Origin of the sequence: Tardiphaga sp. 866_E4_N1_4, assembly GCF_052076075.1 — a bacterium.
Taxonomy (GTDB): Bacteria; Pseudomonadota; Alphaproteobacteria; order Rhizobiales; family Xanthobacteraceae; genus Tardiphaga; species Tardiphaga robiniae.
This window is the reverse complement of record NZ_CP197242.1, coordinates 2,293,692-2,320,624: the sequence shown is the minus strand read 5'-3', so window position 1 is coordinate 2,320,624 and position 26,933 is coordinate 2,293,692. Positions and strand designations below refer to the sequence as shown.

The 26,933-nt window shown below is 62.7% G+C and carries 27 protein-coding genes; 22 read left to right on the top strand and 5 right to left on the bottom strand.

Features of this window, described 5'->3' with window-relative positions; all coding sequences use genetic code 11:
- The first annotated feature begins 70 nt into the window (after window positions 1–70).
- Window positions 71–538 (top strand): nuclear transport factor 2 family protein, encoded by a 468-nt coding sequence (locus AB8B20_RS11420; protein WP_093756782.1) that lies wholly within the window; start codon window positions 71–73, stop codon window positions 536–538.
- On the opposite strand, the gene phnF is transcribed toward AB8B20_RS11420, so the two are convergent.
- Window positions 539–1,273: a phosphonate metabolism transcriptional regulator PhnF gene (gene phnF, locus AB8B20_RS11415; protein WP_439072648.1), complete on the bottom strand. Its 735-nt coding sequence runs from the start codon at window positions 1,271–1,273 to the stop codon at window positions 539–541.
- A 125-nt stretch (window positions 1,274–1,398) separates the two neighbouring features.
- Between phnF and phnG the strand changes: the two genes are divergently transcribed.
- From phnG to AB8B20_RS11365, 10 genes are all read left to right on the top strand, one after another.
- Entirely contained in the window at window positions 1,399–1,860 is a 462-nt protein-coding gene (gene phnG / locus AB8B20_RS11410; RefSeq protein ID WP_439072646.1) for a phosphonate C-P lyase system protein PhnG, read from the top strand.
- 2 nt (window positions 1,861–1,862) lie between these two features.
- Window positions 1,863–2,471 carry a phosphonate C-P lyase system protein PhnH gene (gene phnH / locus AB8B20_RS11405; protein ID WP_439072645.1) on the top strand — a complete coding sequence of 203 codons (609 nt, stop codon included), beginning with the start codon at window positions 1,863–1,865 and terminating at the stop codon, window positions 2,469–2,471.
- Window positions 2,472–2,473: 2 nt separating this feature from the next.
- Window positions 2,474–3,580, top strand: coding sequence for a carbon-phosphorus lyase complex subunit PhnI (locus tag AB8B20_RS11400; RefSeq protein WP_089265368.1), 1,107 nt, complete (start codon window positions 2,474–2,476; stop codon window positions 3,578–3,580).
- The gene (locus AB8B20_RS11395; RefSeq protein WP_089265367.1) at window positions 3,577–4,461 is read left to right on the top strand and encodes an alpha-D-ribose 1-methylphosphonate 5-phosphate C-P-lyase PhnJ; all 885 of its coding nucleotides are present in this window, start codon (window positions 3,577–3,579) and stop codon (window positions 4,459–4,461) included. Before AB8B20_RS11400 ends, AB8B20_RS11395 begins: the two co-directional genes overlap by 4 nt.
- On the top strand, window positions 4,454–5,278 hold the full coding sequence (phnK, locus tag AB8B20_RS11390; RefSeq protein ID WP_439072643.1) for a phosphonate C-P lyase system protein PhnK: 825 nt from the start codon (window positions 4,454–4,456) through the stop codon (window positions 5,276–5,278). Before AB8B20_RS11395 ends, phnK begins: the two co-directional genes overlap by 8 nt.
- A gap of 7 nt (window positions 5,279–5,285) precedes the next feature.
- Window positions 5,286–5,987, top strand: a complete 702-nt coding sequence (phnL, locus tag AB8B20_RS11385; protein ID WP_439072641.1) for a phosphonate C-P lyase system protein PhnL — start codon at window positions 5,286–5,288, stop codon at window positions 5,985–5,987.
- An 11-nt stretch (window positions 5,988–5,998) separates the two neighbouring features.
- A complete protein-coding gene (locus AB8B20_RS11380) occupies window positions 5,999–7,153 on the top strand; it encodes an alpha-D-ribose 1-methylphosphonate 5-triphosphate diphosphatase (RefSeq protein ID WP_439072640.1) in 1,155 nt (384 codons plus the stop codon).
- Window positions 7,150–7,728 carry a phosphonate metabolism protein/1,5-bisphosphokinase (PRPP-forming) PhnN gene (gene phnN / locus AB8B20_RS11375; protein ID WP_093756774.1) on the top strand — a complete coding sequence of 193 codons (579 nt, stop codon included), beginning with the start codon at window positions 7,150–7,152 and terminating at the stop codon, window positions 7,726–7,728. The genes AB8B20_RS11380 and phnN overlap by 4 nt, the downstream gene beginning before the upstream one ends.
- Before the next feature lie 23 nt (window positions 7,729–7,751).
- Window positions 7,752–8,372, top strand: coding sequence for a pyridoxamine 5'-phosphate oxidase family protein (locus tag AB8B20_RS11370; protein WP_439072639.1), 621 nt, complete (start codon window positions 7,752–7,754; stop codon window positions 8,370–8,372).
- A 252-nt stretch (window positions 8,373–8,624) separates the two neighbouring features.
- Window positions 8,625–8,924 carry an HU family DNA-binding protein gene (locus tag AB8B20_RS11365; protein WP_068735221.1) on the top strand — a complete coding sequence of 100 codons (300 nt, stop codon included), beginning with the start codon at window positions 8,625–8,627 and terminating at the stop codon, window positions 8,922–8,924.
- A gap of 277 nt (window positions 8,925–9,201) precedes the next feature.
- Here the strand turns inward: AB8B20_RS11365 and AB8B20_RS11360 are convergent, their stop codons facing one another.
- The 3 genes from AB8B20_RS11360 to AB8B20_RS11350 all read right to left on the bottom strand — a co-directional run bounded on the left by AB8B20_RS11360 (window position 9,202) and on the right by AB8B20_RS11350 (window position 11,715).
- Window positions 9,202–9,549 (bottom strand): 5-carboxymethyl-2-hydroxymuconate Delta-isomerase, encoded by a 348-nt coding sequence (locus AB8B20_RS11360; RefSeq protein ID WP_089265362.1) that lies wholly within the window; start codon window positions 9,547–9,549, stop codon window positions 9,202–9,204.
- Between the two features lie 143 nt (window positions 9,550–9,692).
- Window positions 9,693–10,478, bottom strand: a complete 786-nt coding sequence (locus AB8B20_RS11355; protein WP_089265361.1) for an IclR family transcriptional regulator domain-containing protein — start codon at window positions 10,476–10,478, stop codon at window positions 9,693–9,695.
- Window positions 10,479–10,494: 16 nt separating this feature from the next.
- Window positions 10,495–11,715, bottom strand: coding sequence for an NAD(P)/FAD-dependent oxidoreductase (locus tag AB8B20_RS11350; RefSeq protein WP_093756771.1), 1,221 nt, complete (start codon window positions 11,713–11,715; stop codon window positions 10,495–10,497).
- 243 nt (window positions 11,716–11,958) lie between these two features.
- On the opposite strand from AB8B20_RS11350, the gene AB8B20_RS11345 reads away from it, so the two are divergent.
- The 9 genes from AB8B20_RS11345 (at window position 11,959) to AB8B20_RS11305 (ending at window position 22,861) form a co-directional block, all read left to right on the top strand.
- The gene (locus AB8B20_RS11345) at window positions 11,959–13,659 is read left to right on the top strand and encodes an amidohydrolase (RefSeq protein WP_439072638.1); all 1,701 of its coding nucleotides are present in this window, start codon (window positions 11,959–11,961) and stop codon (window positions 13,657–13,659) included.
- Between the two features lie 36 nt (window positions 13,660–13,695).
- Entirely contained in the window at window positions 13,696–15,063 is a 1,368-nt protein-coding gene (locus AB8B20_RS11340; protein ID WP_439072637.1) for an aromatic ring-hydroxylating dioxygenase subunit alpha, read from the top strand.
- Between the two features lie 31 nt (window positions 15,064–15,094).
- A complete protein-coding gene (locus AB8B20_RS11335; RefSeq protein ID WP_439062813.1) occupies window positions 15,095–16,531 on the top strand; it encodes a glutamine synthetase family protein in 1,437 nt (478 codons plus the stop codon).
- 109 nt (window positions 16,532–16,640) lie between these two features.
- Window positions 16,641–17,816 (top strand): ABC transporter substrate-binding protein, encoded by a 1,176-nt coding sequence (locus AB8B20_RS11330; protein WP_439072636.1) that lies wholly within the window; start codon window positions 16,641–16,643, stop codon window positions 17,814–17,816.
- Window positions 17,817–17,895: 79 nt separating this feature from the next.
- Window positions 17,896–19,530 carry an amidohydrolase gene (locus AB8B20_RS11325; protein WP_439072635.1) on the top strand — a complete coding sequence of 545 codons (1,635 nt, stop codon included), beginning with the start codon at window positions 17,896–17,898 and terminating at the stop codon, window positions 19,528–19,530.
- A gap of 8 nt (window positions 19,531–19,538) precedes the next feature.
- Entirely contained in the window at window positions 19,539–20,408 is an 870-nt protein-coding gene (locus AB8B20_RS11320; RefSeq protein WP_184519134.1) for a branched-chain amino acid ABC transporter permease, read from the top strand.
- A complete protein-coding gene (locus AB8B20_RS11315) occupies window positions 20,405–21,406 on the top strand; it encodes a branched-chain amino acid ABC transporter permease (protein ID WP_439072634.1) in 1,002 nt (333 codons plus the stop codon). Before AB8B20_RS11320 ends, AB8B20_RS11315 begins: the two co-directional genes overlap by 4 nt.
- Window positions 21,403–22,167 (top strand): ABC transporter ATP-binding protein, encoded by a 765-nt coding sequence (locus AB8B20_RS11310; protein ID WP_439072633.1) that lies wholly within the window; start codon window positions 21,403–21,405, stop codon window positions 22,165–22,167. The genes AB8B20_RS11315 and AB8B20_RS11310 overlap by 4 nt, the downstream gene beginning before the upstream one ends.
- Window positions 22,148–22,861 (top strand): ABC transporter ATP-binding protein, encoded by a 714-nt coding sequence (locus AB8B20_RS11305; protein ID WP_439072632.1) that lies wholly within the window; start codon window positions 22,148–22,150, stop codon window positions 22,859–22,861. The genes AB8B20_RS11310 and AB8B20_RS11305 overlap by 20 nt, the downstream gene beginning before the upstream one ends.
- A gap of 28 nt (window positions 22,862–22,889) precedes the next feature.
- Here the strand turns inward: AB8B20_RS11305 and AB8B20_RS11300 are convergent, their stop codons facing one another.
- Window positions 22,890–23,063, bottom strand: coding sequence for a DUF1328 domain-containing protein (locus AB8B20_RS11300; protein ID WP_439072631.1), 174 nt, complete (start codon window positions 23,061–23,063; stop codon window positions 22,890–22,892).
- A gap of 355 nt (window positions 23,064–23,418) precedes the next feature.
- On the opposite strand from AB8B20_RS11300, the gene AB8B20_RS11295 reads away from it, so the two are divergent.
- Both AB8B20_RS11295 and AB8B20_RS11290 read left to right on the top strand, forming a co-directional pair.
- Window positions 23,419–25,731, top strand: a complete 2,313-nt coding sequence (locus tag AB8B20_RS11295) for a GumC family protein (RefSeq protein WP_439072630.1) — start codon at window positions 23,419–23,421, stop codon at window positions 25,729–25,731.
- Complete coding sequence (locus AB8B20_RS11290) at window positions 25,731–26,885, top strand: glycosyltransferase family 4 protein (RefSeq protein ID WP_439072629.1); 1,155 nt, start codon at window positions 25,731–25,733, stop codon at window positions 26,883–26,885. Before AB8B20_RS11295 ends, AB8B20_RS11290 begins: the two co-directional genes overlap by 1 nt.
- Window positions 26,886–26,933: the final 48 nt, after the last annotated feature.

The following is a 26,933-nucleotide window of genomic DNA, read 5'->3' as shown; positions in this document are numbered from 1 at the left end:
TAGGTGAAACGGCATCGACTCCGCATGCGGCAAGGCTACAATCCCAGCATATCGCAAAGCCGAGGGTCCCATGTCGCGTCCGCCGTTTCCGCCCTTCACCCGAGAGACCGCCGCCCAGAAGGCCCGCATGGCCGAGGACGCCTGGAATTCACGCGATCCGGTGAAAGTGTCGCTCGCCTATACCGAGGACTCGACCTGGCGCAATCGTGGCGAGTTCTTTCAGGGGCGCCCGGCGATCGTCGAATTCCTCACCCGTAAATGGGCAAAGGAGCACGAATATCGGCTGATCAAGGATTTGTGGGCGTTCGACGGCAATCACATTGCCGTGCGCTTTCAATATGAATGGCATAACGACGCCGGCAACTGGCATCGCTCCTATGGCAATGAGCAATGGGAGTTTGACGAGGCCGGCCTGATGCGGCGCCGCGAGGCCAGCATCAATGACGTTGCGATTGCCGAGAAGGATCGCCGTTTCCTGTGGCCGGCGCCGGGGCCGCGTCCAGCCGATGTGCCGGGTCTCGGCACCGACCCGTTCTAACTAAAGCGAGCCGCTATCGACCACGAATTCGACGCGCTCGGCGACGAAGCGCGAATGCGTAGCGCTTAGCGGCGTGCCGTCGGCATCCACATCGATGGAATCGACAATCAAGATCGGACGCCCGAGTGCGACACCAAGCCGTGTCGCATCGGTCGCGTCGATGATCCCCGCGGTGACCTTCGTCGAGGCGCGGCGATAGTCCTTGACGCCGTAATGCGCCAGCGCTTTGGTCATCGAGCGCACGCGCTCATAGACCTTGCCGAAATCGGGAAAGCGTTCGGCCGACAGCCAGTTGGTGCCGACGCAGATCGGCGTCTTGTCTGCGAGGCGCAGCGCCTCGATGCGGATCAGCGGAGCGCCGGCTTTGAGGCCAAGCTGCCTGGCGAGATCGCGTGTTGCCACATCGTCCCAGGCTCCGATCAATTGCGCCTGCGGCTCGCGCCCGCCGGCACCGGCAATTTCCGAGAAGCGCGTGCGTGATCGCAGGGGGTATGCAAGCTTTGGCGATTCCACATAGGTGCCGCTGCCGCGCTCGGCGCGCACCAGGCCGCGTTCGGCCAGGGTCGCGAGGGCGCGGCGCACGGTGTGGCGATTGACGCGGTAGATGTCAGCCAGTTCAGTCTCGCCGGGCAGCTTTTCGCCAGCACCATAGCGGCCATCTGCAATGCCGCGCTCGATGCCATCGGCCACATGCCGCCAAAGTGCCACGCCTGTTGGCTTGTCCTGAATGGTCACAAAATCGGTCCCGGAATGATGTCGACCACGCATTAGCGAAAAATCGTGCCGCTGTCACGAAACAGTCATTGCCTCCGCCTATAAAGTTGTCTAGTAAATCATACAACTTGTTGAGCGACGGTGACATGACTTCATCCTCCCTGAACCACCAGCAGGCCCGGCGCCGTGAGGCGATGGGGGTGCTTGGGCACTGCGCCACGGCGGATATCGCCGGTTATCTCGATGCAGTGGCTGTTCCCGCCCATGAACAACTGCGTCAGCCGGAGAGCGGCCTAGTGATGCTGCGCGGCCGGATCGGCGGCGATGGCGCGCCATTCAATCTGGGCGAAGCGACCGTGTCGCGTGCCGCTGTACGGTTGGCATCAGGCGAGATTGGCTTCGGCTACACGCTGGGCCGGGATGGTGCGAAGGCGCACCTGATCGCGCTCTGCGATGCACTCATCCAGACCAGTGAATTTTCAGATGCTGTCGAGACCAAGGTGCTCACGCCGCTGCGTGCGCGCGTCGTCGCCGATGTCAAGCGGAAGGCCGCAGAGACGGCAGCGACCAAAGTCGATTTCTACACGCTCGTGCGCGGGGAGGGCTGATCATGACGACAGTTGCGGAAATGCCGGCCGGTTTCGCGGATAAGGTCCTCGCAGCGCAATCGACCTTCCGTTCGGTGATGGATGCGATGGCGCGTCCCGGCACCGTGCAGCGGATTCAGGCTGTTTCGGGCGTACCTGCGCCGATGATGCGCGGCGCGGCCGCTATCGCGCTCACGCTGTTCGATCAGGACACGCCGGTGTGGCTCGATAGCAAGTTGGCGGCGACGATGGATGTTGCCAAGTGGATCAAGTTTCACACCAGCGCGCCGGTCATCGCCGATCCCGCCGTGTGTGCCTTCGCCGTGGTGGCTGATGCATCCGCGCTGCCGTCCTTCGAGCACTTCGCCTTCGGCACCGGCGAATATCCGGATCGCTCCACCACGATCATTCTGCAGGTGGCGAGCCTGACTGAAGGCCCTGCCTATGAGCTGCGCGGCCCCGGTATCGATGGTGCCACAATCCTGCGTGCTGCGATCGGCGTGCCGGATCTGCTAGATCGTCTCGCGCTGAATGCCTCGCTGTTTCCCCGCGGCATCGATCTTGTGCTGGTGTCCGGCGAATCCATTGTCGCGCTGCCGCGTACCACGCGTGTTGTCGCGAAGGAGGGCTGAGCATGTATGTCGCCGTCAAGGGTGGCGAACGCGCCATCGAGAATGCGCATCGTCTGCTGGCTCATGAACGCCGCGGCGATCGCGATGTGCCGGAAGTATCGCTGGCACAGATCTCCAATCAGCTCGGTCTTGCCGTCGATCGCGTGATGACCGAAGGCTCGCTCTATGACCGCGAGCTCGCGGCGCTGGCCATCAAGCAGGCACGCGGTGACATGATCGAGGCGATCTTCCTGCTGCGCGCCTTCCGCGCGACGCTGCCGCGGTTCGGTTCGAGTGAGCCCGTCGATACGTCGCAGATGCAGGTGCGTCGCCGCGTCTCCTCGACCTTCAAGGACATGCCGGGCGGCCAGGTGCTCGGCCCGACCTTCGACTATACGCATCGTTTGCTCGATCCGGTGCTGACCGGCGAATCCTCGCCCGAGCAGCCGGCCATGACCGATGCAGAGCCGGGCGTGATGCCGCGCGTCACCGATATTCTTGGCCGCGACGGCCTGATTGAAACGTCGCCCATCGAAGATCCCGAGAAGCCGGTGGGCGATCTCACCCGCGATGCGCTGAGCTTCCCGGCAGACCGCGATCTGCGCCTTCAGAATCTTGCGCGGGCCGATGAAGGGTTTCTTCTGTCGCTCGGCTATTCATCGCAGCGCGGCTATGGCCGCAACCATCCTTTTGCCGGCGAAATCCGTCTTGGCGAAGTCGAGGTCGAATTCATGGCCGAGGATGTTGGCTTCGCCGTGCCGCTGGGATCGATCACGCTGACCGAATGCCAGATGGTCAATCAGTTCAAGGGCTCGGATACCGAGGCGCCTTGCTTTACCCGCGGTTACGGTCTCGCCTTCGGCCAGTCTGAGCGCAAGGTGATGTCGATGGCGCTGGTCGATCGCACGCTGCGTGCACGCGAACTCGGCGAGGACATCAAGGCGCCGGCGCAGGACGAGGAATTCGTCATGTCGCATTCCGACAATGTGCAGGCGACCGGCTTCGTCGAGCATCTGAAGCTGCCGCATTACGTCGACTTCCAGTCCGAGCTCGGCTTGCTCCGCAAGCTGCGCAAGGAATTCGCCGATGCCAACGAGACGCCAGTTGCTCTTCAGGAGGCCGCGGAATGAACGCGCCGACATATAACTTCGCTTATCTGGACGAGCAGACCAAGCGGATGATCCGCCGCGCCATTCTCAAGGCGATCGCGATCCCCGGCTATCAGGTGCCGTTCGCCAGCAGGGAAATGCCGATGCCCTATGGCTGGGGCACCGGCGGCGTGCAGGTCACGGCGGCGATTCTCGGCCCCTTCGACAAGCTCAAGGTGATCGACCAGGGCTCTGACGACACCACCAACGCGATCTCGATCCGTAAATTCTTCGAGAAAACTGCCGGCGTTGCGGTAACCACGAGCACGGGCGATGCGACTGTGATCCAGACACGGCATCGCATTCCCGAAGCGACGCTGCAGGCGCATCAGGTGCTGGTCTATCAGGTGCCGATCCCCGAGCCGCTGCGTTTCCTCGAGCCACGCGAGACAGAGACGCGGCGTATGCATGCGCTCGCCGAATACGGCTTGATGCATGTAAAGCTGTATGAAGACATCGCGCGCTTCGGCCATATCGCCACGTCCTATGCCTATCCGGTGAAGGTCAATGCGCGTTATGTGATGGACCCATCGCCGACGCCGAAATTCGACAATCCGAAGATGGACAATTGCGCGGCGCTACAACTGTTCGGTGCCGGCCGCGAGAAGCGCATCTACGCAATCCCGCCTTACACATCGGTGGTGTCGCTGGATTTCGAGGATCATCCATTCGAGCCCTACAAGCACAAGGCCTGCTGTGCACTGTGCAATGCCGAGGATAGCTATCTCGACGAGATCGTCACCGACAACAAGGGCAGCCGGATGTTCGTCTGCTCCGACACCGATTATTGCGAAACGCGGCAATCACAGGGGCATCGCGGCAGCGAGAATGCTGCGCCCTATGCGGAGAGCGCAAATGCTTGATGTGACAGCGAATTCAACTGTACCGGGGGCGCGCGCGGCTGCGAGTGACGAGCCGTTGCTCGTTGCGGCAAACTTGGGAAAATCTTATGGCCGTCTTGCGGCATGCCGCGACGTGTCCTTCGAACTCTATTCCGGCGAGGTGCTGGCCATTGTCGGCGAGTCCGGGTCCGGCAAATCGACACTGCTGCAGATTCTCTCCGCCCAGTTAGCGCCGACCACCGGCAGCGTCTCCTACCGGATGCGCGACGGCGTGACCCGCGACCTTGCCACCATGGGCGAGGCTGAGCGGCGTTTCCTGTTCCGCACCGACTGGGGCTTCGTGCATCAGGACCCGGCGATGGGGCTGCGCATGGCGGTCTCGGCCGGCGCCAATGTCGGCGAGCGGTTGATGGCCGTCGGTCAGAACCACTACGGCAAGATTCGTGATACCGCGACCTCGTGGCTCGAGCGCGTCGAGATTTCGCCCGAGCGTATCGACGATGCGCCGCGGACCTATTCCGGCGGCATGCGGCAGCGGCTGCAGATCGCGCGCAACCTCGTCACCGAGCCGCGTCTCGTGTTCATGGACGAACCGACTGGTGGCTTGGACGTATCGGTGCAGGCGCGTTTGCTGGACATGATGCGCACGCTGGTCAGCGAGCTTGGTCTGTCGGCCATCGTCGTGACGCATGATCTCGCGGTGGCGCGGTTGCTGTCGCATCGCGTGATGGTGATGCAGGGAGGTCGCGTGATCGAAACGGGGCTCACCGATCAGGTGCTCGACGATCCCAGAGAGCCCTATACGCAATTGCTCGTTTCCTCGATCCTGCCGGCGTGAGGTCAACATGATTCCGATGATCGATATCCGCAACGCCGAAAAGACTTTCATCATGCATTTGCAGGATGGCATCCGCCTGCCGGTGGTGCGCAACGTCTCGTTCCATGTGGCACCGGGCGAATGTGTCGTGCTGTCCGGTCCGTCGGGGGCCGGCAAATCGTCGATCCTGAAGATGATCTTCGGCAATTATCGCTGCGACGGCGGCACCATCGGCGTGCGCCACAACGGTGACGTCATCGATATCGCCACCGCCGAGCCGCGCGAGATCCTGGGTGTGCGCCGCGACACCATCGGGTATGTCAGCCAGTTCCTGCGCGCGGTGCCGCGTGTGGCAGCGATCGATGTCGTGGCCGAGCCGCTGCTCGCTGCTGGCGTAACGCGCGTGGAGGCGCGTGCGCGTGCGGGGGCGTTGCTCAAGCGCCTCAACATTCCCGAGCGGCTGTGGAAGCTGCCGCCCTCGACCTTTTCCGGCGGCGAGCAACAACGCGTGAATATCGCGCGCGGTTTTATCTCCGATCTGCCGATCCTGCTGCTGGACGAACCGACTGCGTCGCTCGATGCCGCCAACCGAGCCGTGGTCGTTGAACTGGTCGCCGAGAAAAAACGTGCCGGCGTCGCCATGGTTGCCATTGTGCATGACGACGAAGTACGGCACTTGATCGCCGACCGGCTGGTGGACGTCGCATCCTTCGCCGCTGCTGCTGCCTGAGAAAGAGAACCATGACCGCATCATCGACCGAAACCGTCATCGGCAACGCCCGGATCGTTCTCGCCGACCGCGTCATCGACAAGGGCTGGATTGCCTTCGCTGGTGGACGCATCGCCGAATTCGGCGAGGGTGATGCGCCACGTGGTAGCGACGATGCGCGCGGCGATCTGATTATGCCCGGCCTGATCGAATTGCACACCGATCATCTCGAAGCCCATTTCATGCCGCGGCCGAAGGTGTTCTGGGATCCCATCGCTGCCGTCGTCTCCTACGACGGCCAGCTTGCTACGTCGGGCATCACCACGGTGCTCGACTCGGTGCGGGTCGGGTGTGAGGACTCAAGCCAGGGCATCGACAGCTATGCCGGCGTGCTGGTGGATTCCATTGCTTCTGCCGGCGAAGCCAGTCTCCTGCGGGTCGATCACTTCCTGCATCTGCGCTGCGAGATTCCGATGCCGACCGTGGTCGAGGAAGCGAAGGCACTCTTGGCGAAGCCGAACGTCCGGCTGATGTCACTGATGGATCATACGCCTGGCCAGCGCCAGTTCCGCGATGAGGAGAAGCTGCGCACCTATTATCGCGGCAAGGGCGGCAAGTCCGATGCCGAGCTCGATGTGATGTTCGCGCAACGCCTGGCTTGCCAGCAGCAATATGCGGCAGGCAATATGCGGGCGATCGTGGCGCTGGCTCACGGGCGCAATATTCCGCTGGCGAGCCATGACGACACCACGGAAGACAACGTGACCGAAGCCGTTGGAGACAAGGTCTCGGTGGCCGAATTCCCGACGACGCTGGAGGCTGCCCAAGGCCTGCACAAGGCTGGCATCGGCATCCTGATGGGAGCGCCGAATGTCGTCCGCAACGGCTCGCATTCCGGCAATATCGCGGCGATCGATCTCGCCCGCGAAGGCATGCTGGATATCCTGTCGTCGGACTATGTGCCGTCGAGCCTTCTGATGGGAGCCTTGCAGCTCTCGAGTAAGGTGCCATCCATCGATCTGGCGAGCGCGATCCGCACCGTGACCAAGCGGCCCGCAGAAGCAGTCGGGCTCATGGACCGCGGTGAGATCGCGGTCGGCAAGCGCGCCGACGTGATCCGCGTCCATGTGGCGCATGAAGTGCCGGTGGTGCGCAATGTCTGGCGCGAAGGACGTCGCGTGGCATGACCGACACCGCGGCGATATCCGAAGCGCAAGCAGGTCGGATCGGCCCCGGCCGGTTGGTGCTGGTGGTCGGCCCGTCGGGTGCCGGCAAGGATACGCTGATCGGTCTGGCGCAGGCCGCCTGCGCGGATGACGACAATGTGGTGTTCACGCGCCGCGTGGTGACGCGCGAGGCGTCGGAATTCGAGAATAATGCGCAGGTCACGCCGGAGGCGTTCCGTCAGGCACAGGCCAGCGGCGCCTTCGCCGTCCACTGGGAAGCGCATGGTCTTTGTTATGCGCTTCCGCGCTCGATCGATGATGCGCTTCGCGCCGGCCGCAATGTCGTTGCCAATATCTCGCGGACGGTTATCCCGGCGCTACGTGCCGCTTATGAAGATGTCGTCGTGGTGTCGATCACGGCGCCGCCGGAAGTGCTTGCGGCGCGACTTGCGGCACGGGGACGCTCAACCGATGGGCCGATCGGCGATCGGCTCAAGCGTAGCGTCGAGACATCAGGTGCCGACGTCACGATCAACAATATTGGTGTCGCGGAAGATCATGCGGATGACCTGATACGGGTCATCAGGGGTCAATAGATACGGCGGAGGGCAGTGCGGCCATGTCGGTGATCGAAACCATCGAGCAGCTCGAGGAGATCTACGGCCGTTTCGATGACATCGGCGAAGCATCCACCGCCAAGGTCGCGGACTGTGTAACGGCGCAATATCGCCGGCTGATCGAGGTCTCGCCCTTCGCCGCTCTGGCGACCACCGGCCCGGAGGGGCTGGATTGCTCACCACGCGGCGACCTGCCGGGCTTCGTTCGCATCCATGATGAGAAGACCCTGATGATGCCCGACCGCCGCGGTAACAACCGCGTCGACAGCCTGCGCAACATCGTGCGTGATCCGCGGATCGCGCTGCTGTTCCTGATCCCGGGCTCGGGCACGACGCTGCGCATCAATGGAGAGGCGCATCTGTCGGCGGATCCCGCATTGCTTGAATCCTTTGCGGTGACAGAGAAGGCTCCCCGCACGGTTATCGTGATGACGGTCGGAGAGATCTATTTCCAATGCGCCCGCGCCATCGTGCGGTCCGATCTCTGGAACCCTGACAAACGCGTCGATCCGAAGACTCTGCCGACGCCCGGCGAGATCCTGGCGGAGATGAGCGAGCGCCGGGTCGGTGGTCCGGAATACGATCGGCAATGGCCGGAAAGGGCGCGCCAGACCATGTGGTGAGAGGGCGAATCTGGGGGGGATTTTTGCAGTGCGTTTCTGTCGCCTGCCGCGACTCCGTAGGCCCCTTAATCTAAGTATTTTGCGCTTGCGAGGGTCCTGAAACCCTGCCGTACAAGTCGAATCGGGGTTTGATGGTCAAAAAACATCATTTTTCCCGGCAAAATCTGTGAAAATTTCATTGAGCACGGGTTTTTTCCCGTAATTCCTCATAGTGTCTGTCTCACCGAATCACGGCAAACCAAAAGGTGCAAAATGGCAGACCAAATGACGAAGTCGCAGCTCATCGAGAAAATCGCTGAGACCACTGAGCTCTCGAAGAAGGACGTCAAGGGCGTTATCGAGACCATGGCGACCCTCGGCTATAAAGAGCTGAAGAAGAGCGGCGTGTTCCTCGTTCCCGGCTTCGCCAAGTTCGTCGTCATCAAGAAGCCCGCCACCAAGGCACGCAAGGGCACCAACCCCTTCACCGGCGAAGCCATGACCTTCAAGGCCAAGCCGGCCCGCAAGATCGTGCGCGCCCGCCCGGTCAAGGCTGCGAAGGACGCGGTCTAAGCGGACCCTCGGCGCGGTCGCCCATGAGGTGACCGCAGCCGACCAGAATTGAAGACGGCGCGGCATTCCCTTGGGCATGCCGCGCCGTTTTCGTTTGGAGGAGTGCCTTACCTCTCCCCGCTTGCGGGGAGAGGTCGACTGCAACGCGCGAAGCGCGTGGAAGTCGGGTGAGGGGGCTCTCCATTCGCTCCGCGCCTGCGGAGGCTCCCCCTCATCCGTCGTCGCTTCGCGACGCCACCTTCTCCCCGCAGGCGGGGAGAAGGCAGTCAGCGCGGCTCTAATCGTTCACGCGCTTCTTGTAGGCGACCGCGTCCATATCCCTGATATCGACGCTGAGGCTTTTGGTGTGCGGCAGCAGCAAAACCATTGCCGCGCGCAACGCCTCGCTCACGGCGACTTTCTGCTCGGGTGTGCGGCCCTCGAGCATCGAGACCGACAGGTGGCAGAAGCCTTCGGCCCGGCCGGCCATCAGGTGATGCGCATACGGGATCGCGCGCACCTTGATGTCGGCGGCCTTCATTACCCCGGTGGCGGCGCCGGCATTGTGCAACGCCTGCATCAGGCTGGCGATGTCGAGCGCGTCGCCATGGCCGTCGGTGGAATGTTCGATGACGATATGGGGCATGAGAGGACAATTCCTGGTGCGTGTTCAATCTCGGACCTCATGGTGAGGAGGCGCCACTTGGCGCCGTCTCGAACCATGAGTGTAGGGCTCCTCATCCTTCGAGACGCGGCCAAGTGGCCGCTCCTCAGGATGAGGGGACAGCGTTAAAGAAGCAGCGGCTTCACCGAATCTGCGGCATCGCGCAGCAGCGGCAGGAAGCGATCGATCATTTCCCCGGTCGAGACCCGGTCGACATGGGCGCCCATATTGATGGCGGCGACGATGGCGCCATCGTAGCGCCGCACCGGCACCGAGATCGAGCGGAAGCCCGGTTCGGCCTCGCGGTCGACCAGCGAGTAGCCTTTCTCGCGGTCGGTGATGATGGTGGCCTTCAGCAGTTCCTTGTCGATGACCGTGAACGGCGTCATTGCCACGAGGTCCATGGCATCCAGCGTCGCGGTGAGGTCGTCGTTGGAATACTTGCCGAGCATCGCGCGGCCCACCGACGAGCAGAAGGCGGGCAGCCGATAGCCGAGATCGATGCCGGCGGAGAATACCCGCGCCGGGCTGGCGCGGGCGACGAAGATCACCTCATGGCCCTCAAGCACCGCGAGCGATGAGATCTCCTGCGCGTCGCTGGAAATGCTGTCGAGCACGGGCTGCAGGATGGTGACGACCTGATTGGACGTCATATAAGAACCAGCCAGCGCCAGGACGCGCGGTGACAGCGCGAACAGCTTGCCGTCGCTGGTCACATAGCCTTTGCGTTCCAGCGTAAACAGGATGCGGCGCGCAGTGGCACGCGGCAGCTCGGCTGCCTTGGCGACGTCGCTCAGCGTCATCGGGCGCGAATGTGCGCCGAACAGTTCGAACACCCTCAAGCCCCGATCGAGGCTCTCGATGAAGTCGGTATTGCCGCGTTCGTCGTCGGGGCGCTTGATCTTGGGCATGAGCCGCGGGTCCGCCCTATTTGCCTGCTTCGAATTTTTTCAGATCGAATGACAGATCGGCGGCCTGTTCTGGTGTTGGCGACAGTGACGCGGTGATCAGGCGACGCGCGATCATCTGGTCGCCCGGCCGGTTGATACTGTCGACGGCGGTGAGCTTGCCGTCGCGATAATAAAACACCGAGAACTTGCCATCATCCATCGACCCGCGGATCACCGCGCTGTCGGTCGGCGCGGAGAGGCCGACGATCTGCAGCTTGGCGTCATATTGATCCGACCAGAAACGCGGCACTGCGTCATAGGCTTCGGGTCTGCCGGCGATCATCGCGCCCACAGCCTTGCCCTGATCGGTGGCGTTCTGCACGGCTTCCAGCCTGACGCGGCGGCCGGCGAAGCCGTTGTGGTGATTGCTGACGTCGCCGGCGGCATAGATGTTCGGCGCGCTGGTCAGGCCATGTTCGTCGACATCGATGCCATTGGTGCAGGTGATATCCGCCTGCGCGGCCAGCTCGTCATTGGCGATGCCGCCAATGCCGGCGACGATCAGGTCGGCGCGCACCCGCAGGCCGCTGGAGCAGACGACCTCATGCACGGCGCTGTTGCCTTCGATGGCAATGACGGATTCGTTGAAGCGGATGTCGAGGCCATGGGAGCGATGGCTATCCAGAAGGAATTGCGAGATCAGCGGCGATACCGCGCGCTCCAGCAGGCGCGACTGCGCCTCGATCAGCGTCACCTTCTTGCCGGCCTTGGCGGCAGTCGATGCCACTTCGAGGCCGATGAAGCCGCCGCCGACGATGACGACGTCGTTGGCTGCTTCGAGCCGGGGCTTGAGATGCAGCGCGTCATCGAGGGTGCGCAGATAGACGATGCCGTCGCGCTCATGGCCGGGCACGCTGAGCCGTCGCGCCCGCGAGCCGGTGGCGATGACAAGCTGATCGAAGGGCAGGCTGTCGCCGCCGTCCAGTGCGATCCGGCCGGCCGCGCGATCGAGTCCGATGGCGCGATGGCCCAGCACCAGTTCGATGCCCTGGGTCTTGAAATAGTCCTCGCCGCGGAGGAAAAGACTGTTGTGCGCGACGTCGCCGGACAGAAATGCCTTGGACAGCGGCGGTCGCTGATAGGGCAGATGGATTTCATCGGCGACGATGCGGATTGGCGCCTGATAGCCCTTCTCGCGCGCGCTGATGCCGGCCTGGACGCCCGCGTAAGAGGCGCCGATGATCACGAGGCCGCTCACGAGCGCGCGCTCTGGGTCCGATCCACACGCGAATTCAAAGTCTTCGACATCATCAGCTCCCGAATTGCGTCCGTATATTGAACAAGTGTTCGTTCTGCGCAAGGTGATGCTTTAGGCGTGAATTGCTGCATATGCTCAGTGACGCGGCAAATCCTGCTGCAAAATTCTGCTTGCCTGGAATTAGTCTAACGATAATATTCGCACATTCGTTCGTCTATTGAACATTGTTGATGGAGCGGCGAGATGCATCTGGGTGCGAAATGTCTGATTGCAGGAGCCATTGCAATTGGCGCCGCCGTCTTGCCGGCGGTGGCGCAGCAATCTGACCCGAACGCGCCCCAGGTCGTCCTGACGGGCGGCAAGATCCTCACCCTCGACGGCCAATCGACGATCGCGCAAGCGCTGGCCATCCGCGACGGCAAGATCCTCGCGGTCGGCAGTGACGCCGCGATCAAGCCGCTGGCCGGTCTGCAGACCCGGGTCATCGATCTCGCCGGCAAGTCGGTTGTCCCCGGCCTGATCGACACCCACGCGCATTTCAAGGCGGCCGGGCTCGGCGACTATGTGGTCAATCTCGGCGGCGCCAAGGACGTGGCCGGCGCGCTCGATCTCATTCGGGCGTTCGTTGCGAAGAAGCAGCCCGGCGCGTGGATCACGACCGGCGGCTGGCATCCGCCGTCGCAGCTGGCGGAAAAGCGCTACCTGACCCGCCAGGAACTCGACAGCGTGTCCCCCAACAATCCGGTCTATCTGCGGACCGTCGGTCATTTTTCGATGGCCAATTCGCTGGCGTTGCAGAAGGCGGGCATCGGCAAGAGCACGCCGGATCCAGCCGGCGGCGCGTTCGAGCGGGACGCGAGCGGCGACGTCAATGGCGTGCTCGTCGAGACGGCGATCCCGCTGGTCGAGAACATCGTGCCGCCCTACACCGAAGACGAGGAGTTGCGGCAATATCGTCTCGCCGAGGCCGCGCTCAACCGCCTCGGTATCACCAGCGTCGTCGAGGGGGCGACAAGCGCGCGCGACACGCAGATTCTGCAGAAGCTCGCTCTGGCCGGCGATGCGACAGTGCGGGTCGGAACGATGTTTCGACCGGAGCCGCCCGCGGACTCCGCCGGTTGGGACGCCATCATGAGCGGCAACGGCGCCACGTCGGGCTTCGGCGACGATTGGCTGAAGCTCGGCGGCATCAAGATTTTCTACGATGGCGGCATGACCCTGAAGACGGCCATGATGCGCGAGGCCTATCCGGACTCCCATGACGATTATCATGGAATCGCGCAGGTCACGCCCGAGCGGCTGAAGCAGCTGGTGTCGATCGCCAACCTTCGCGGCTGGCGGGTCGGCGTTCATGTCGTCGGCGACCTCGGCGTCGATCAGGTGCTGGATGCGTTCGAAGCCGCCGACAAGGAAAAGTCGATCAAGGATCGCCGCTTCGTTTTGATCCATGCCAGCCTGATCCGCCCCGAACAGATGGAGCGGGCACGCCGCGTCGGGGCGCGGATCGATTTCCAGAACGCCTTCATGTGGGACAAGGCGGCGACGGTCGCGCGTTTCCTCGGCAGGCCGACCGCGGATCGTGCGGTCCCGACGCGCACTTTGATCGAGAAAATGGGACTGGAGAATCTCGGCGCCGGCACCGATTTCCCGGTCAATCCGCTGAATCCGTTCCTCACGATGTATATCATGGTGACGCGGAAGGACCCGGCCGGCCAGGTCTACGGCGCATCCGAAGCGATCGGGCGCGAACAGGCGCTTCGCCTCTATACTAGCGCGGCATCGCGCTACATGTTTGAGGAAACGCGGAAGGGGACGCTGGAGGCCGGCAAGCTGGCCGACCTCGTGGTGCTCTCCGCCGACTTCATGACGGTGCCGGACGACCAGATCAAGGACATCACCGCCGATATGACGATGGTCGGCGGCAAGATTGTATTTCAGCGTTAAAAGGCGCATCGCCAGAGTTAAAAAGGAAATCTTGCCATGATGAGCCAAGAGCAGAACGACCTGATCACCCGCATTGGGCCCAAGGCGCCCGCGGGCAAGCTGATGCGCCAATACTGGCAGCCGGCGGCACTGGTCGTTGAGCTCGAAGGGGATCGTCCGATCCGTCCGGTCAAATTGCTCGGCGAAGATTTTGTCCTGTTCCGCGACGAGCAGGGCCGCTATGGCCTGCTCGACCGCGACTGCCCGCATCGCGGCGCCGATCTGGCGTTCGGCCGTCTCGAAGGCGGTGGCGTGCGTTGCGCATTCCATGGCTGGCTGTTCGACGTCGAGGGCAAGTGCCTGGAGACGCCGGCCGAGCCGAAGACCTCCAAGCTCTGCGCCGGCATCAAGCAGCGCGCTTATCCCGTGGTCGAGAAGGGCGGCATTCTCTGGGCCTATCTGGGCGAGGGCGAGCCGCCGGCATTCCCGGAAATCGACTGCTTCGCTGCACCCGGCCAATATACCTTCGCCTTCAAGGGCCTGTTCGAATGCAACTGGCTGCAGGCGCTGGAGGTCGGCATCGATCCCGCCCATGCCTCGTTCCTGCATCGCTTCTTCGAGGACGAGGACGTCAAGGCGTCCTACGGCAAGCAGTTCCGCGGCGCCTCCGCGGGTACCGAACTGCCGATGACCAAGATCCTGCGCGAATATGATCGCCCGATCATCAATGTGGAATCCACCGAATACGGCCTGCGCCTGATTGCGCTGCGCGAGCTCGACGAGGAGCGTACCCATGTGCGCGTCACCAACCAGCTATTCCCGCATGGCTTCGTCATCCCCATGAGCACGGAAATGACGATCACCCAGTGGCACGTGCCGGTCGATGACGAGAACTGCTACTGGTATGCGATCTTTACCAGCTACACGGCGCCGGTCGACAAGAAGAAGATGACCGACCAGCGGCTCGAACTTTACGAGTTGCCGAACTACACCTCGCGCAAGAACAAGACCAACGACTACGGCTTCAATCCGCACGAGCAGAAGCACGAAACCTATACGGGCATGGGCGCCGACATCAACGTCCACGACCAGTGGGCGGTGGAGTCGATGGGCAAGATCCAGGATCGTACCCGCGAGCATCTCGGCTCCAGCGACAAGGCGATCATCGCCTATCGCAAGCTGCTGCGTGCGGAGATCGAGAAAGTTGCCGGCGGCCAGAGGCCGATGATGTCGCTCGATGCGGACACCGCGCGCAGCATTCAGGGCCCGGGCACCATGGACGGCATCGGGCCGACCAAGGGCTGGGAAACCTACTGGATGGAAGTCGACGTCGCCCGTCGCCGTGGTGCGCCATGGATGGCAGCTGCTCCGGCCGATCAGACCGAGCCGGGGTCCAATGTCATCCACCTGCCGGCGGCAGAGTGAAGATCGATCAGAACAGCCGCGGGAGAGTGCGTTGAGTTTCGTTGAGCGTCACGGTTTGTGGTCCGCGGAGCAAAAAGAAGCAGCTGTCCGGCTGCGCAGCATGGTCGAAGAGCACAAGCTCGAAGTGATCCGGCTGTCGTTTCCTGATCAGCACGGCATCCTGCGCGGCAAGACGCTGATCGCCAGCGAGGCATTGCGCTGTCTCGAAAGCGGTTGCTCGATCACCACAACCATGTTCGCCAAGGACACGTCGCACAAGACGGTGTTTCCGGTGTTCACCGCCGGTGGCGGCTTCGGCATTCCCGAAATGCAGGGCGCGGCCGATGTGTTGATGATCCCCGATCCCAGCACGTTTCGGATACTGCCTTGGGCGCCTGAGACCGGGTGGGTTCTGTGCGACGTGCATTTCGCCGACGGACGTCCGGTGCCGTTCGCGACGCGCAATCTCTACAAGAAGGTGCTCGGCGATCTCGGCGCACGTGGCTATGATTTCGTCGCCGGTCTTGAAGTCGAATTTCATATCTTCAATGTCGAGAACAACCGCATGAAGCCGGAGGATGCTGGCCAGCCCGGCAATCCGCCGGAGGTCAGTCTTCTCTCGCACGGCTACAATTACCTCACCGAGCAGCGCTACGACCAGATGGAGCCGGTGCTCGAAATCATCCGGCGCGACGTGATCGCGCTTGGCCTGCCGCTACGTTCGGTGGAAGTCGAATACGGCCCGAGCCAGTGCGAATTCACCTTTGCGCCGACCGTCGGCCTCACGCCCGCCGACAGCATGGTGCTGTTTCGCAGCGCCGTGAAGCAGATCGCCCATCGCCACGGCTACCACGCCACGTTTATGTGCCGGCCGAAGATTCCGAACGTCGTGTCGTCTGGCTGGCATTTGCATCAGTCAATCGTATCGCGTGCAACCGGCGCAAACGCGTTCATGCCGACCGACGGCACGCAGCCGCTGTCATCGTTCGGGCAAGGCTATCTCGCAGGTCTTCTCGCGCATGCGCGCGCGGCGACCGTGTTCACGACGCCGACCATCAACGGCTACAAGCGTTATCGCTCCTATTCGCTGGCGCCGGATCGGGCGATCTGGGGCCGCGACAATCGTGGCGCGATGCTGCGCGTCCTCGGCGGTGCCGGCGATTCCGCGACGCGTATCGAAAATCGCGTCGGCGAACCCGCCGCCAATCCCTATCTCTATATGTCGTCGCAGATCCTGTCGGGTCTCGACGGCGTCGATCGCAAGCTCGATCCGGGGCCATCAGCCGACACGCCTTACGAGACCAATGCCGATCTGTTGCCAAAGTCGCTGCGCGAGGCGACCTTCGCGCTCAAGGAAGATCCTTTCTTCCGCGAGAAGATGGGCGCGACCATGGTTGACTATTATACGCATATCAAGAATGCCGAGATCGATCGCTTCCAGGCGGAAGTCTCCGACTGGGAGCAGCGCGAATATTTCGAGATGTTTTGACGCGTCATTTCGGCGCGCTGATGCCGGATCAAACGGGCCATCTCGGCACGTTTATTGAATACAGGTTTGCCGAATAGTTTTCTTAACTTTCCAACGGGGACAACCGCAAATGAACAGACGCAGCCAATCCATTCTTGCACTGGCCGTTCTCGGCCTGATGACCGGCACGGCCTCCGCCGACATCATCAAGGTCGGCGTGATCGGCACCATGTCGGGCCCTTACGCGCTGTTTGGCAAGAACTTCAAGATGGGCATCGACGCCTGGGTCGCCGAGCATGGCACCAAAGCAGGCAAGCATGATGTCGAATTCATCTATCGCGATGAAGAGAGCCCGAATCCCGCCAAGTCAAAGGCGCTGGCGCAGGAGCTGCTGGTCAAGGACAAGGTGCAATATCTCGCTGGCGTCTATTTCACGCCGAACGCGATGGCCATCGCGCCGCTGCTGGAAGAATCCAAGACGCCGCTGATCGTGATGAATGCGGCGACCTCGTCGATCGTCGAGAAGAGCCCCTATATCGTCCGTACCTCCTTCACGATGTGGCAGAATACCGTGCCTGCCGCGAAAATTGCGTTGAAGAACGGCGCCAAGAAGGTGGCCATCGCGGTCAGCGATTACGGTCCGGGTGTCGATGCTGAAGCGGCATTCAAGAAGACGTTCGAAGGTGAGGGCGGCGCAGTGGTCGAAGCGGTTCGCATTCCGCTCGCCACCACCGACTTCAGCCCGATCATGCAGCGCATCAAGGATTCCGGCGCGGACACCATCTTCACCTTCCTGCCATCCGGCCCGCCGACGCTGGGTTTCGTCAAGGCCTATATCGACAACGGGTTGAAGGCCGGCGGAGTCAAGCTGATGTCGACCGGTGACGTCGTCACCGAGCCGGATCTGCCGAATATCGGCGATGCCGGCATCGGTATCCTCTCGACCTATCACTATTCGGTGTCGCACGACTCCAAAGAAAACGCGGCCTTCCTTGCCACCATCAAGAAGGGCGGCGGCAACCTCGACGAAGTCACCATGACGTCGGTCGCGGCCTATGACGGCGCGCGCCTGATCTACAAGATGATCGAGGCAACTGACGGCAAGCGCGATGCCGCCAAGGCGGTCGATGCCGTCAAGGACATGAAGTGGGTCAGCCCACGCGGTCCGGTGTCGATCGATCCCACCACGCGTCATATTCGCCAGAACGTCTATCTGCGCAGTGTGGAGAAGGTGGACGGCAAGCTGATCAACAAGGAGAGCCAGACCTTCGCCGATCAGCCGGACTGGGCGCTGAGCACGAAGTAGGCAATGCCGGGGATTCCGCCTCGTTGCGGAATCCCCCTCTTTCTGCGACATCGTCGCGCGAGATGAGATTTCTTTCGACATGACCAGCCGCGCGCGCTCGCTTCGATTGACCAATGCCCGCATCTATCGTTCTGCCTGGGATGAAACCCCAGCGGACAGCATCGTTGTCTGCGATGGCAAGGTGGTCTGGATTGGTGCAGCAGATGTTGCGCCAGCTGCCGACGAGACCATCGATCTCGCGGGTGCCACCGTCATTCCGGGCCTCACCGACGCGCATATTCATCTGTTCGCCATCGCTCATGCGCGGCTGCAGGTGCCGGTGACGCCGCGCGATGCGCCCACGATATCCGATGTGCTTGATTTGCTGGTTGCGCGTGCGCGCGCCATTCCAGGTGATAAATGGGTCTACGGTGCGGGCCTCGATGAGAACGGGCTGGCGGAGCATCGGCTGCCGACACGGGCCGAGATCGACGTCATCATTCCCGATCACCCGGTGCTGATCCGCCGCTTCTGCGGTCATGTCGCCATCGTCAACAGTGCCGCGCTGCGACTGCTGGGCATCAACGATGCCACCGCCGATCCGGAAGGCGGCACGTTCGGGCGCTCCGAGGATGGCCGACTGGACGGCAGCGCCAAAGAAAGCGCAGCCGAACTGATATTCCGTGCTGCGCCGCCGATGGATCGCAATGAGCTCACCGCGGCTCTGCGCGCGACAATTGCCGATAGCGCCAGGTTAGGTCTTGTCGCTGTCGTAGAAGCCGCAGTCGGATTCACCGTCGGCTTCGATGATGAATTCGCGATCTGGAACGAGATCCGCGCAAATAACGATGTGCTGCCAATGCGGCTCGGCTTCATGAACCAGCTCGACCCGGCTGAAGCGGCGGCGCGTGGGCTGGCGCCGACGCAAGACGCCGACTGGCAGTCCATGACGCTGAAATATTTCGCCGATGGCATCGTCGGCGCGCGAACTTCGGCGGTGAGCGAGGATTTCTTCGATACGCCATCTCGCGGCATGTTCATGCGCGATGAAACCGAACTGCAACGCGTGGTCGCCGAGGCCCATGCGGACGGCTGGCAGGTTGCCGTTCATTGTACCGGCGATCGCGGTATCGACTGCATCATTGAAGCCTATGAGAAGGCGCAAGCAGCGTATCCCCGCGCCGATGCCCGGCATCGCATCGAACATTACTTCGTGCCGCCCGCCGGTGGGCTGGCGCGGATGAAGGCATTGGGCGCGCTCGTCGTCACCCAACCAAGTTTCCTCACCCGGATGCGGCGCTCGATTACCGGTGCTTTCGGTCCGCGCGCCGATTGTTGCTATCCGGGCCGCTCGGTGATCGACGCGGGCGTCACTTACATCGCCAGCTCAGATGCGCCGACCGGGTCGTGGTCTCCGTGGGATGGCATCGCCGATGCGGTGAGCCGCGCCTCGGACAATGGTGCGCCGATCGGGCAGGGTGAAGCCATCAGCGTCCGCGAAGCCATTCACAGCTATACGGTCGGTGGCGCCATCGCGATGAGGCAGGAAGACTGGCGCGGCACGCTGATGCCGGGCATGGCGGCCGATCTGATCGCCCTTGATCGCGATCCCTTCGCCGCCGAGTGCCTCCCTCTGAAAGAGACGAAGGTGTTACTCACCATGGTGCGCGGCGCTGTCGTCCATGACGCCATGCCGCAGTTTCCGGAATGGCGCTCGGGCGCTGCTTCGGCATAGGATCAATCATGCGTACCGTCTTCAGCATCATGACCGACGCCGTCGCCTACGGGATGGTGCTGTTCATCATTTCCATCGGCCTGTCCATCATGATGGGGCTGATGCGCGTCGTGAACCTCGCCCATGGCGCTTTCGCCATGATTGGCGGCTATCTGGCCTCCTATGCGATCCGCGACCTGCATGTGCATTACAGCGTCGCGATCCTGATGGCAGTGGTCGGCACTATCATCGTGTCGATCCCGTTCGAGATTTTGTTGTACCGCCGGATCTACCGGAAGTCCGATCCGCTGATTCAGGTGCTGATGACCATCGGCATCACGTTCTTCATCATCGGCATCGTCAATTTCATCTTCGGCCCGTCGCTGAAATCGATTCCGCTGCCACAGACCCTCAGTGGTCCGCTCGATATCGGCTTCCGGATGCTGCCGACCCATCGCATCTTTGTCATCGCCTGCGGCGTGGTTACGGCGCTGGCGCTGTGGCTTCTGATCGAGAAGACGGAGTTCGGAATCAAGCTACGCGCCTCGGTCGATCATAGTGGTATGGCGGACGCCTTGGGCATCCGCACCGAAATCATCTATGCGGTGACCTTCGCGCTGGCGATCGGGCTGGGCGCATTCGGTGGCGTGGTCGGCGCGGAGATCCTGCCGATCGAACCGTTCTATGCACTGCGCTATATGGTGACGTTCCTCGTCGTCGTCTCTGTCGGCGGCGCAGGCTCGATCCTTGGTGCTCTGTCGGCGTCGCTCCTCCTCGGCCTCGCCGACACCACAGGCAAGTATCTCGCGCCGGAGTTCGGCGACTTCTTCTTCTATCTGTCGGTGATCTTCGTCGTGTTCCTGTTTCCGCATGGCCTATTTGGCAGGTCGCACGCATGAGCGAGATCGTCGCGATCCAGGTTCCGCACAAGCGCAGTATTCCCTTCGGTCAGGAGGCGGCAGGTGCGCTGAGTATCATCGTGCTCGGTGCCATCGGCTACTTTCTGTATCCGGACGATCTGGCGTTCCTGACGCGGCTGATCGGCATCGCATTCCTGGTGCTGTCGCTCGATCTGGTCACAGGTTATTGCGGCGTCGCCACCCTCGGCCATGCCGCGCAATTCGGCGTCGGCGCCTATGCCGCCGGCATTGCTTGCGTGCGTGGCATCACCGATCCCATTGCGTTGCTGGCGATCGGTGTATTCGCGGGAATGGTCATGGGGCTGATCTCCGGTGCGCTGATCACGCGGTTTCGCGGGCTCCCACAACTGGTGCTGTCGATTGCCGTGGGGCAATTGGTCGCCGCGCTTGCCAACAAGCTGTCGTGGCTGACCGGCGGCAGCGACGGCCTGTCAGGCATCACACCCGGCAAGGTGTTCGGCATCTTCAATTTCGACATGTACAGCCGCACGGCATTTTTGTTCTCGCTGGGCGTGCTGGTCATTGTGTTCGTGCTGCTGCAGCGTTTCGTGCGCTCGCCATTTGGTCTGATGTGCCGCGGCATCAAGGACGACGACCTGCGCGCCAGGATGATCGGCGTCTCGATCTATCCGCGCCTTGTCGTGATGTATGGCGTCGCTGGTGCCGTTGCCGGGATCGGTGGAGCGCTGACGGCGATCAGCACCGGCGTCGTCGGTCTCGATAGCGTCAGCTTCGAACGATCGGCCGAAGTTCTGGTGATGCTGGTGCTTGGCGGCGCCGGGCATCTGTGGGGCGCGCTGGCGGGGACGATCATCTTCATGATCTTCGAGCACATCGTGGCCGCCGCCAATCCGTTCCACTGGATGACGCTGGTCGGCCTGCTGCTGATCCTGATTGTGGTGTTCGCGCCGCGCGGGCTGATCGAACCGGTGCTGTCGCTGGCCTCCCGCTTCAAGCGCAAGGGAGAGGCGGCATGACCAATCTCCTCGAAGCCCGCGGCGTGTCGTGCTCGTTCGGCGGTCTGCATGTGACGCGCGACGTCAATTTCAAATTGACTGCCGGCGACCGCGTCGCGCTGATCGGCCCGAACGGCGCTGGCAAGACCACGCTGGTCAATTTGATCACCGGCGACATCGCGCCGAGCGAAGGCCAGTTCTTCATGGGCGGTGACGAGATCACCGGTCTCAGCATTCCCGATCGCGTGCGTCGCGGTCTGGTACGCACGTTCCAGACCACGCGGCTGTTTGCCAATCTCACTGTCGCCGACAATGTCGCGCTGGCGATCATGCAGCGCAAGCGAATCACGCGCCGGTTTTTCTCGAGCTCGACGGAGCTGCCGGAAGTCCGCGCAGAATGGAGCGAGATTCTGAGCCATCTTGGCCTCGCCAAGCTCGCTTATCGCAAGGTCGTCGAGCTCGCTTACGGACAGCAGCGCCTGATCGAGCTGGCCATCGGCCTCGCGCTGCATCCGAAGGTGCTCCTGCTCGACGAGCCCGCCGCCGGCGTGCCGCATGACGAGGCGCCCAAGATCCTCGAGGCGATCAATCGGCTGCCACCTGATATCGCCGTGTTGATGATCGAGCACGACATGGATCTGGTGTTCAAGTTTGCCAGGCGCGTGCTGGTGCTGGCGGCCGGGCGGTTGATCTTCGAGGGATCGCCCGATGAGGTCACCGCCGATCACGAAGTGCGCCGCGCGTATTTGGGGAGCTATGCCGATGCCCGCCGCGCCACTTGATATCCAGAACCTGAGCGCCGGCTACGGCCCGACGCGGATCATCGAGGGCATTTCGTTCTCGGTGAAAGCAGGTGATCGTCTCGCCGTGCTCGGCCGCAACGGCATGGGCAAGACCACGCTGCTGGCGACGCTGATGGGCCTGACGACGCGCCATGGCGGTGAGATCAGGATCGGCGACCAGGACGTCACGGCCAAGCGGACCTCGGCGCGCGCCGATCTCGGTATCGGCTATGTGCCGCAGACCCGCGACATCTTCGCCTCGCTGACGGTGGAGGAGAATCTGCGCACCGGGCTGAAGGGGCGGCCGGCGTCGGCGCTCGATGAAGCCTATGCGATGTTCCCGCGGCTGCGCGAACGCCGCGGCAATTACGGCAAGCAGTTGTCAGGCGGCGAGCAGCAGATGCTGTCGATGGCCCGGACACTGCTGGGCAAGCCCTCGATCCTGTTGCTCGACGAGCCTCTGGAAGGCTTGGCGCCGGTGATCTGCGACGAACTGATGGCATTGCTGGCGAAGCTGGCCGCCACCGGTGAAGTCACTATCATTCTGGTCGAACAGCAAATCGAGCGTGCGCTGGATTTCGCAAGCAGCGTCATGGTGATGGAGCGGGGCCGTACCAGTTGGAGCGGTACGCCGGATGTGCTGACTGCCGACCGCGCGCTGGTCGATCGGCTGGTCGGCGTCGGCATTCACTAAATTCCGGAATGGCGCGCCGGCTGGCGCGTCAGGCTCGAAAGATCGTGATTCCCAATACCAGCAGCACGATGCAGATCGCCAGGAAGATATAGAACAGCACGCGCGCGACGTCGGCCGTCGCAGCAGAGATGCCGGTGAAGCCCAACAGGCCGGCGGCGACGGAAATCAGAAAGAAGATCAGCGCCCATTTCAGAAGGCTCATGGGGGAACTCCGGTTTGCAGCAGTTCCGGAACGCCCCGCTGCGAGATTTAGTTCCGGCTCGCAACCAAAGCCGCCATGTGTCCGTAGCTCGCTAATGCGGCACCGACCCGGGGAGATGCGTAACAGCCTACTAATTGGGCAGCGCAAAGGTATTGGTTAGCATTTTAAACCCGCCCTTAACCAAAACATCCCTAATGAATGGATAGTAGACCTGCTCCCCGCAGTGGATTTGTGGTTCGGGGGACAAAGGGTTCAGTATGCGTGTCGCGGTCGGTCATGGGTGGTTGCGCTGGGTGAGCACCGTTACGGCGCAGGGATGTGCGGTGCCAGCGCCCCGTAGTAAAGTCTGACGCGCATGTTCACCAAACGCGCCATCGTTACGAATACGGAAGCCGCCGATGGCGCGGCGGGCGAGAGCCCGCTGCTCAGGGTTTGGCGCAATCGTAGCCTGTTCGGCGCTGTGTTTCTCGGCGTGATGATCCTGACGGTCATTGCGCTGGTCGTGCTGCCCGTGCGCTATCTCGCCACAGGTTCGGTGATCGTTGCCGAGCAGGAGCCCAGCAATAGCAATGCATCCGCCGCCTGGGCGCAGAAGATCGGCGACCCCGCCGACGTCGAAAGCCAACTGCTGATTGCGCGCTCGCCGCGGGTGATGCGGCTCGCCATGCAGCAGCCGGGCGTCACGGAAGCCGCGATTGAAGAGTGTCAGAGCAGGAGCAGCAGCTCCACCTGCGAAAAGATGAAGACTGATACGGCGGCGCTGATCGACTATGTGTCGGGAAATTTCGCGATCGGTGCTGTCGGACGTTCGCGCGTCATCAATATCTCCTACACTTCGTCGATCCCCGAAGTCGCGCAGAAGATGGCGAATGCGCTGACCAATGCGTTTCTCGACGAGCAACGGACATCGGGTGCGAGCAGCCGCGAGGTTGCCGCGTCCTATCTCTGGAAGGAAGCCAAGCAGCTGGATGCAGAGTTGCGCGATGCCGATGCCAAGATCCAGGCATTTCGCCGCAACAAGGGCTTGATGCGCGGATCGCTGGCACCGATCAGCTCGGAGCGGCTGAGCAGCATCAGCCAGCAGCTGTCGACCGCCGAGACCGCGCGTGCCGATGCGCTTGCCCGACTGCAGGAAATCAAGACCAATCAGGCGCGCGCTGCCGACTCGCCGTCAGTGCTGTCGAACCGTTCGATCGCCGATCTCAAGCAGCAGCTCACGGTCGCCACCGCGCAGCTCGCCAGCCAGGCCAATGTGCTGGGGCCGCGGCACCCGTCGCTGCGTGCGTTGGAGCAGGAGCAGTCCGCGATCAAGGAGCGCATGGCCACGGAAGTGGCGAGCATTGCAGCCAGTGCGCAGAAGGCGTTCGACGCTAATGATGCCCTCGTGAACGCGCTCAGAAAGCAGATGGATGCCGTGAAGGCTGAAGTCGGCTCGGCGACATCGGACGAGGCCTCGATTGAGAGCATGGTGCGCAGCACCGAGATCAAGCGCCAGCAATATGCCGATCTCTACAAGCGCGCCAGCGAACTCGAAACCGAGCGGCGCGTGTTGATTGGCAATACACGGCTGGTCAGTCTTGCCGAACTGCCGACCAAACCGTTTTTCCCGAAGAAAATTCCGTTCCTGGCCGCTGGCGGCACGCTCGGCCTGCTGCTCGCATTCGTCGCAGCCTTCTTCGGCGATCGCGTCAATCTTGCGGGTCTGTCCCGGCTGCGGACGGCGAATATTCGCCCGGTGCGTGCAGACGCGCCTGCCGCCGCTGCGTCTGCCGCCGTAGCTGCACCTGTCGCAGTCGCTGCGCCGGTCGCTCCGGCCCCTGTTCAGGCGACTGCCCCCGTGACGCCGCGTCCCGGACCGCCACTGCCGACGTCGTCATCGGAATTGGCCGTCGTCACCGGCGCGCCCGTTCTGGCACGATTGCCGACCGTCAAGCGCGATCCATCGGAATCGCCGATCGGTGCGATCCTCACGGCGCAGTCCGGCTCCTCGCTGTCGCGTGCGCTGCCGCTCGCGCTGCAGGATCGGCACTATCAGGATGCACTCCGCGATCTGGCGACGGGCCTGCTGACGTCGAACGACACCAGGACACGCCGCAAGATTCTGGTCGCGTCGCCGACGACGGCCGAGGGCAAAACGTTTCTGACCCTGACCCTGGCGCAATATCTCGCAACGGCTGGCCGCAGTGTGCTGGTGATCGAATGCGATTTCGGCGCGCCGAAGTTCGAAACAGCCTTGGGCTTACGCAGCAGCATGGGGTTGCAGGGAATTCTGCGCGGCGACATCACGCCGCGCGAAGCGGTGGTCCGCACCGCGACTCCCAATCTCGACGTCATTCCGGCCGGGCCGTTCTCGGCATCCGCCGAACTGCTGATGCGTAAGCCGCTCGGTGATCTCCTGCTCTGGAGCCAGGTCTACGACGTCGTCCTGATCGACGCGCCGTCGCCGGGCATCCAGACCGATCTGGGCGTGCTGGCCAGGCAGGTCGATGGTGTGCTGCTCTGCATGCGTTCCGGCCGCTCCTCGATCGGGCAGGCAGTGGCGACATCCAGCGCGATCCGTGTCGCTGGCGGCAGCGTCTTCGGCATTGCCGTCACCATGATGCCGGACGCCAATACGCCGAGCGGCACAGACCGGGTTTCGAATAATGCCTATGCCGGAGCGACGTGATGCCCGCTCCCAGCGTTCTGTTCGTCTGCCATACGGGCTCTATCTCCGGCGCTGAGCTCGTTCTGATCGATCTTGTTCAGCCATGGGCGGGCGAGGCGGCCTTCCTGTTCGAGGATGGCCCGCTGCATCAGGCGCTTGCAGCCAAGGGCCTGAAGGTGCGTGTGTCGCGCTGGGGCGAGGGGCTCTCGGATGTCAGGCGCGATAGCTCAATCCTGAAAGCCTTTCCGCTGATTGGTCGGCTCGGGGCCATCATTGCCGAATTGACGCGCGAAGCGCGCCGTCATGACGTCATCTATGCGAATTCGCAGAAGGCCTTTGTGTTATCGGCCGTCGCCGCCACGCTGGCGCGGCGTCCGCTGATCTGGCACCTGCACGATATCATCAGCAGTGAGCATTTCGGCGCCACGCAGCGCCGCGTGCAGGTGGCGCTGGCGAATTATTGTACGGCAAAGGTGGTCGTTCCTTCGCAAGCTGCTGCAGATGCCTTCATTGCCCAAGGCGGCCGCAAGGAGCTGGTCGCGATCGTGCCTAACGGTCTTGATGTGCCGCCGGACGCCAGCACGCCGCTTGAGATCAGGCGCGAGTTGAAATTGCCTGAAGGACCGCTCGTCGGCGTCTTCAGTCGCCTCGCGGCCTGGAAGGGCCAGCATATCGTGTTGCAGGCTCTGGCAAAGACGCCGGGCGTCAGCTGTATTATTGCAGGGGCTGCGCTGTTTGGCGAAGAGCCTTATGCCGAGAAGCTCAACCGGATGGTGGCGGATCTCGGTCTCGGCGATCGCGTGCATTTCCTCGGCCAGCGCGGCGACGTGCCGAGGCTGATGCGCGCCGTCGATGCGATGATCCATCCGTCGATTGATCCCGAGCCCTTCGGTCGCACGCTGGTCGAAGCCATGCTCGCCGATGTGCCTGTGATTGCGACGGATGCCGGTGCGGCGTCTGATATTCTCGAAGCCGGCAAGGCCGGGACGCTGGTGCCGCCAGGGGACGCCGATGCGCTGGCCGCCGCTATTACCAAGGTCATGTCGCGCCCGCCTGAACTGGCGGGCCAGTTGCAATATGCCGAAGCGCGAGCGCGCTCGCATTACAGCGTCGATCAGATGCTGCAGACGGTTTCAAACTTGATCGGGCGAGCGGCCGCGGGAGCGCCTGTGTGACCGCGCATCGCTGCTCAGTTTGCAATTTGCGTTCCTGGACGGCCCCTG

Bases quoted from the DNA above. Each gene is read 5' to 3' on its own strand.
- AB8B20_RS11420 (WP_093756782.1), top strand. From the start codon at position 71: ATGTCGCGTCCGCCGTTTCCGCCCTTCACCCGAGAGACCGCCGCCCAG.
- phnG (WP_439072646.1), top strand. From the start codon at position 1,399: ATGACTTCATCCTCCCTGAACCACCAGCAGGCCCGGCGCCGTGAGGCG.
- phnH (WP_439072645.1), top strand. From the start codon at position 1,863: ATGACGACAGTTGCGGAAATGCCGGCCGGTTTCGCGGATAAGGTCCTC.
- AB8B20_RS11400 (WP_089265368.1), top strand. From the start codon at position 2,474: ATGTATGTCGCCGTCAAGGGTGGCGAACGCGCCATCGAGAATGCGCAT.
- AB8B20_RS11395 (WP_089265367.1), top strand. From the start codon at position 3,577: ATGAACGCGCCGACATATAACTTCGCTTATCTGGACGAGCAGACCAAG.
- phnK (WP_439072643.1), top strand. From the start codon at position 4,454: ATGCTTGATGTGACAGCGAATTCAACTGTACCGGGGGCGCGCGCGGCT.
- phnL (WP_439072641.1), top strand. From the start codon at position 5,286: ATGATTCCGATGATCGATATCCGCAACGCCGAAAAGACTTTCATCATG.
- AB8B20_RS11380 (WP_439072640.1), top strand. From the start codon at position 5,999: ATGACCGCATCATCGACCGAAACCGTCATCGGCAACGCCCGGATCGTT.
- phnN (WP_093756774.1), top strand. From the start codon at position 7,150: ATGACCGACACCGCGGCGATATCCGAAGCGCAAGCAGGTCGGATCGGC.
- AB8B20_RS11370 (WP_439072639.1), top strand. From the start codon at position 7,752: ATGTCGGTGATCGAAACCATCGAGCAGCTCGAGGAGATCTACGGCCGT.
- AB8B20_RS11365 (WP_068735221.1), top strand. From the start codon at position 8,625: ATGGCAGACCAAATGACGAAGTCGCAGCTCATCGAGAAAATCGCTGAG.
- AB8B20_RS11360 (WP_089265362.1), bottom strand. From the start codon at position 9,549: ATGCCCCATATCGTCATCGAACATTCCACCGACGGCCATGGCGACGCG.
- AB8B20_RS11355 (WP_089265361.1), bottom strand. From the start codon at position 10,478: ATGCCCAAGATCAAGCGCCCCGACGACGAACGCGGCAATACCGACTTC.
- AB8B20_RS11345 (WP_439072638.1), top strand. From the start codon at position 11,959: ATGCATCTGGGTGCGAAATGTCTGATTGCAGGAGCCATTGCAATTGGC.
- AB8B20_RS11340 (WP_439072637.1), top strand. From the start codon at position 13,696: ATGATGAGCCAAGAGCAGAACGACCTGATCACCCGCATTGGGCCCAAG.
- AB8B20_RS11330 (WP_439072636.1), top strand. From the start codon at position 16,641: ATGAACAGACGCAGCCAATCCATTCTTGCACTGGCCGTTCTCGGCCTG.
- AB8B20_RS11325 (WP_439072635.1), top strand. From the start codon at position 17,896: ATGACCAGCCGCGCGCGCTCGCTTCGATTGACCAATGCCCGCATCTAT.
- AB8B20_RS11320 (WP_184519134.1), top strand. From the start codon at position 19,539: ATGCGTACCGTCTTCAGCATCATGACCGACGCCGTCGCCTACGGGATG.
- AB8B20_RS11315 (WP_439072634.1), top strand. From the start codon at position 20,405: ATGAGCGAGATCGTCGCGATCCAGGTTCCGCACAAGCGCAGTATTCCC.
- AB8B20_RS11310 (WP_439072633.1), top strand. From the start codon at position 21,403: ATGACCAATCTCCTCGAAGCCCGCGGCGTGTCGTGCTCGTTCGGCGGT.
- AB8B20_RS11305 (WP_439072632.1), top strand. From the start codon at position 22,148: ATGCCCGCCGCGCCACTTGATATCCAGAACCTGAGCGCCGGCTACGGC.
- AB8B20_RS11300 (WP_439072631.1), bottom strand. From the start codon at position 23,063: ATGAGCCTTCTGAAATGGGCGCTGATCTTCTTTCTGATTTCCGTCGCC.
- AB8B20_RS11295 (WP_439072630.1), top strand. From the start codon at position 23,419: ATGTTCACCAAACGCGCCATCGTTACGAATACGGAAGCCGCCGATGGC.
- AB8B20_RS11290 (WP_439072629.1), top strand. From the start codon at position 25,731: ATGCCCGCTCCCAGCGTTCTGTTCGTCTGCCATACGGGCTCTATCTCC.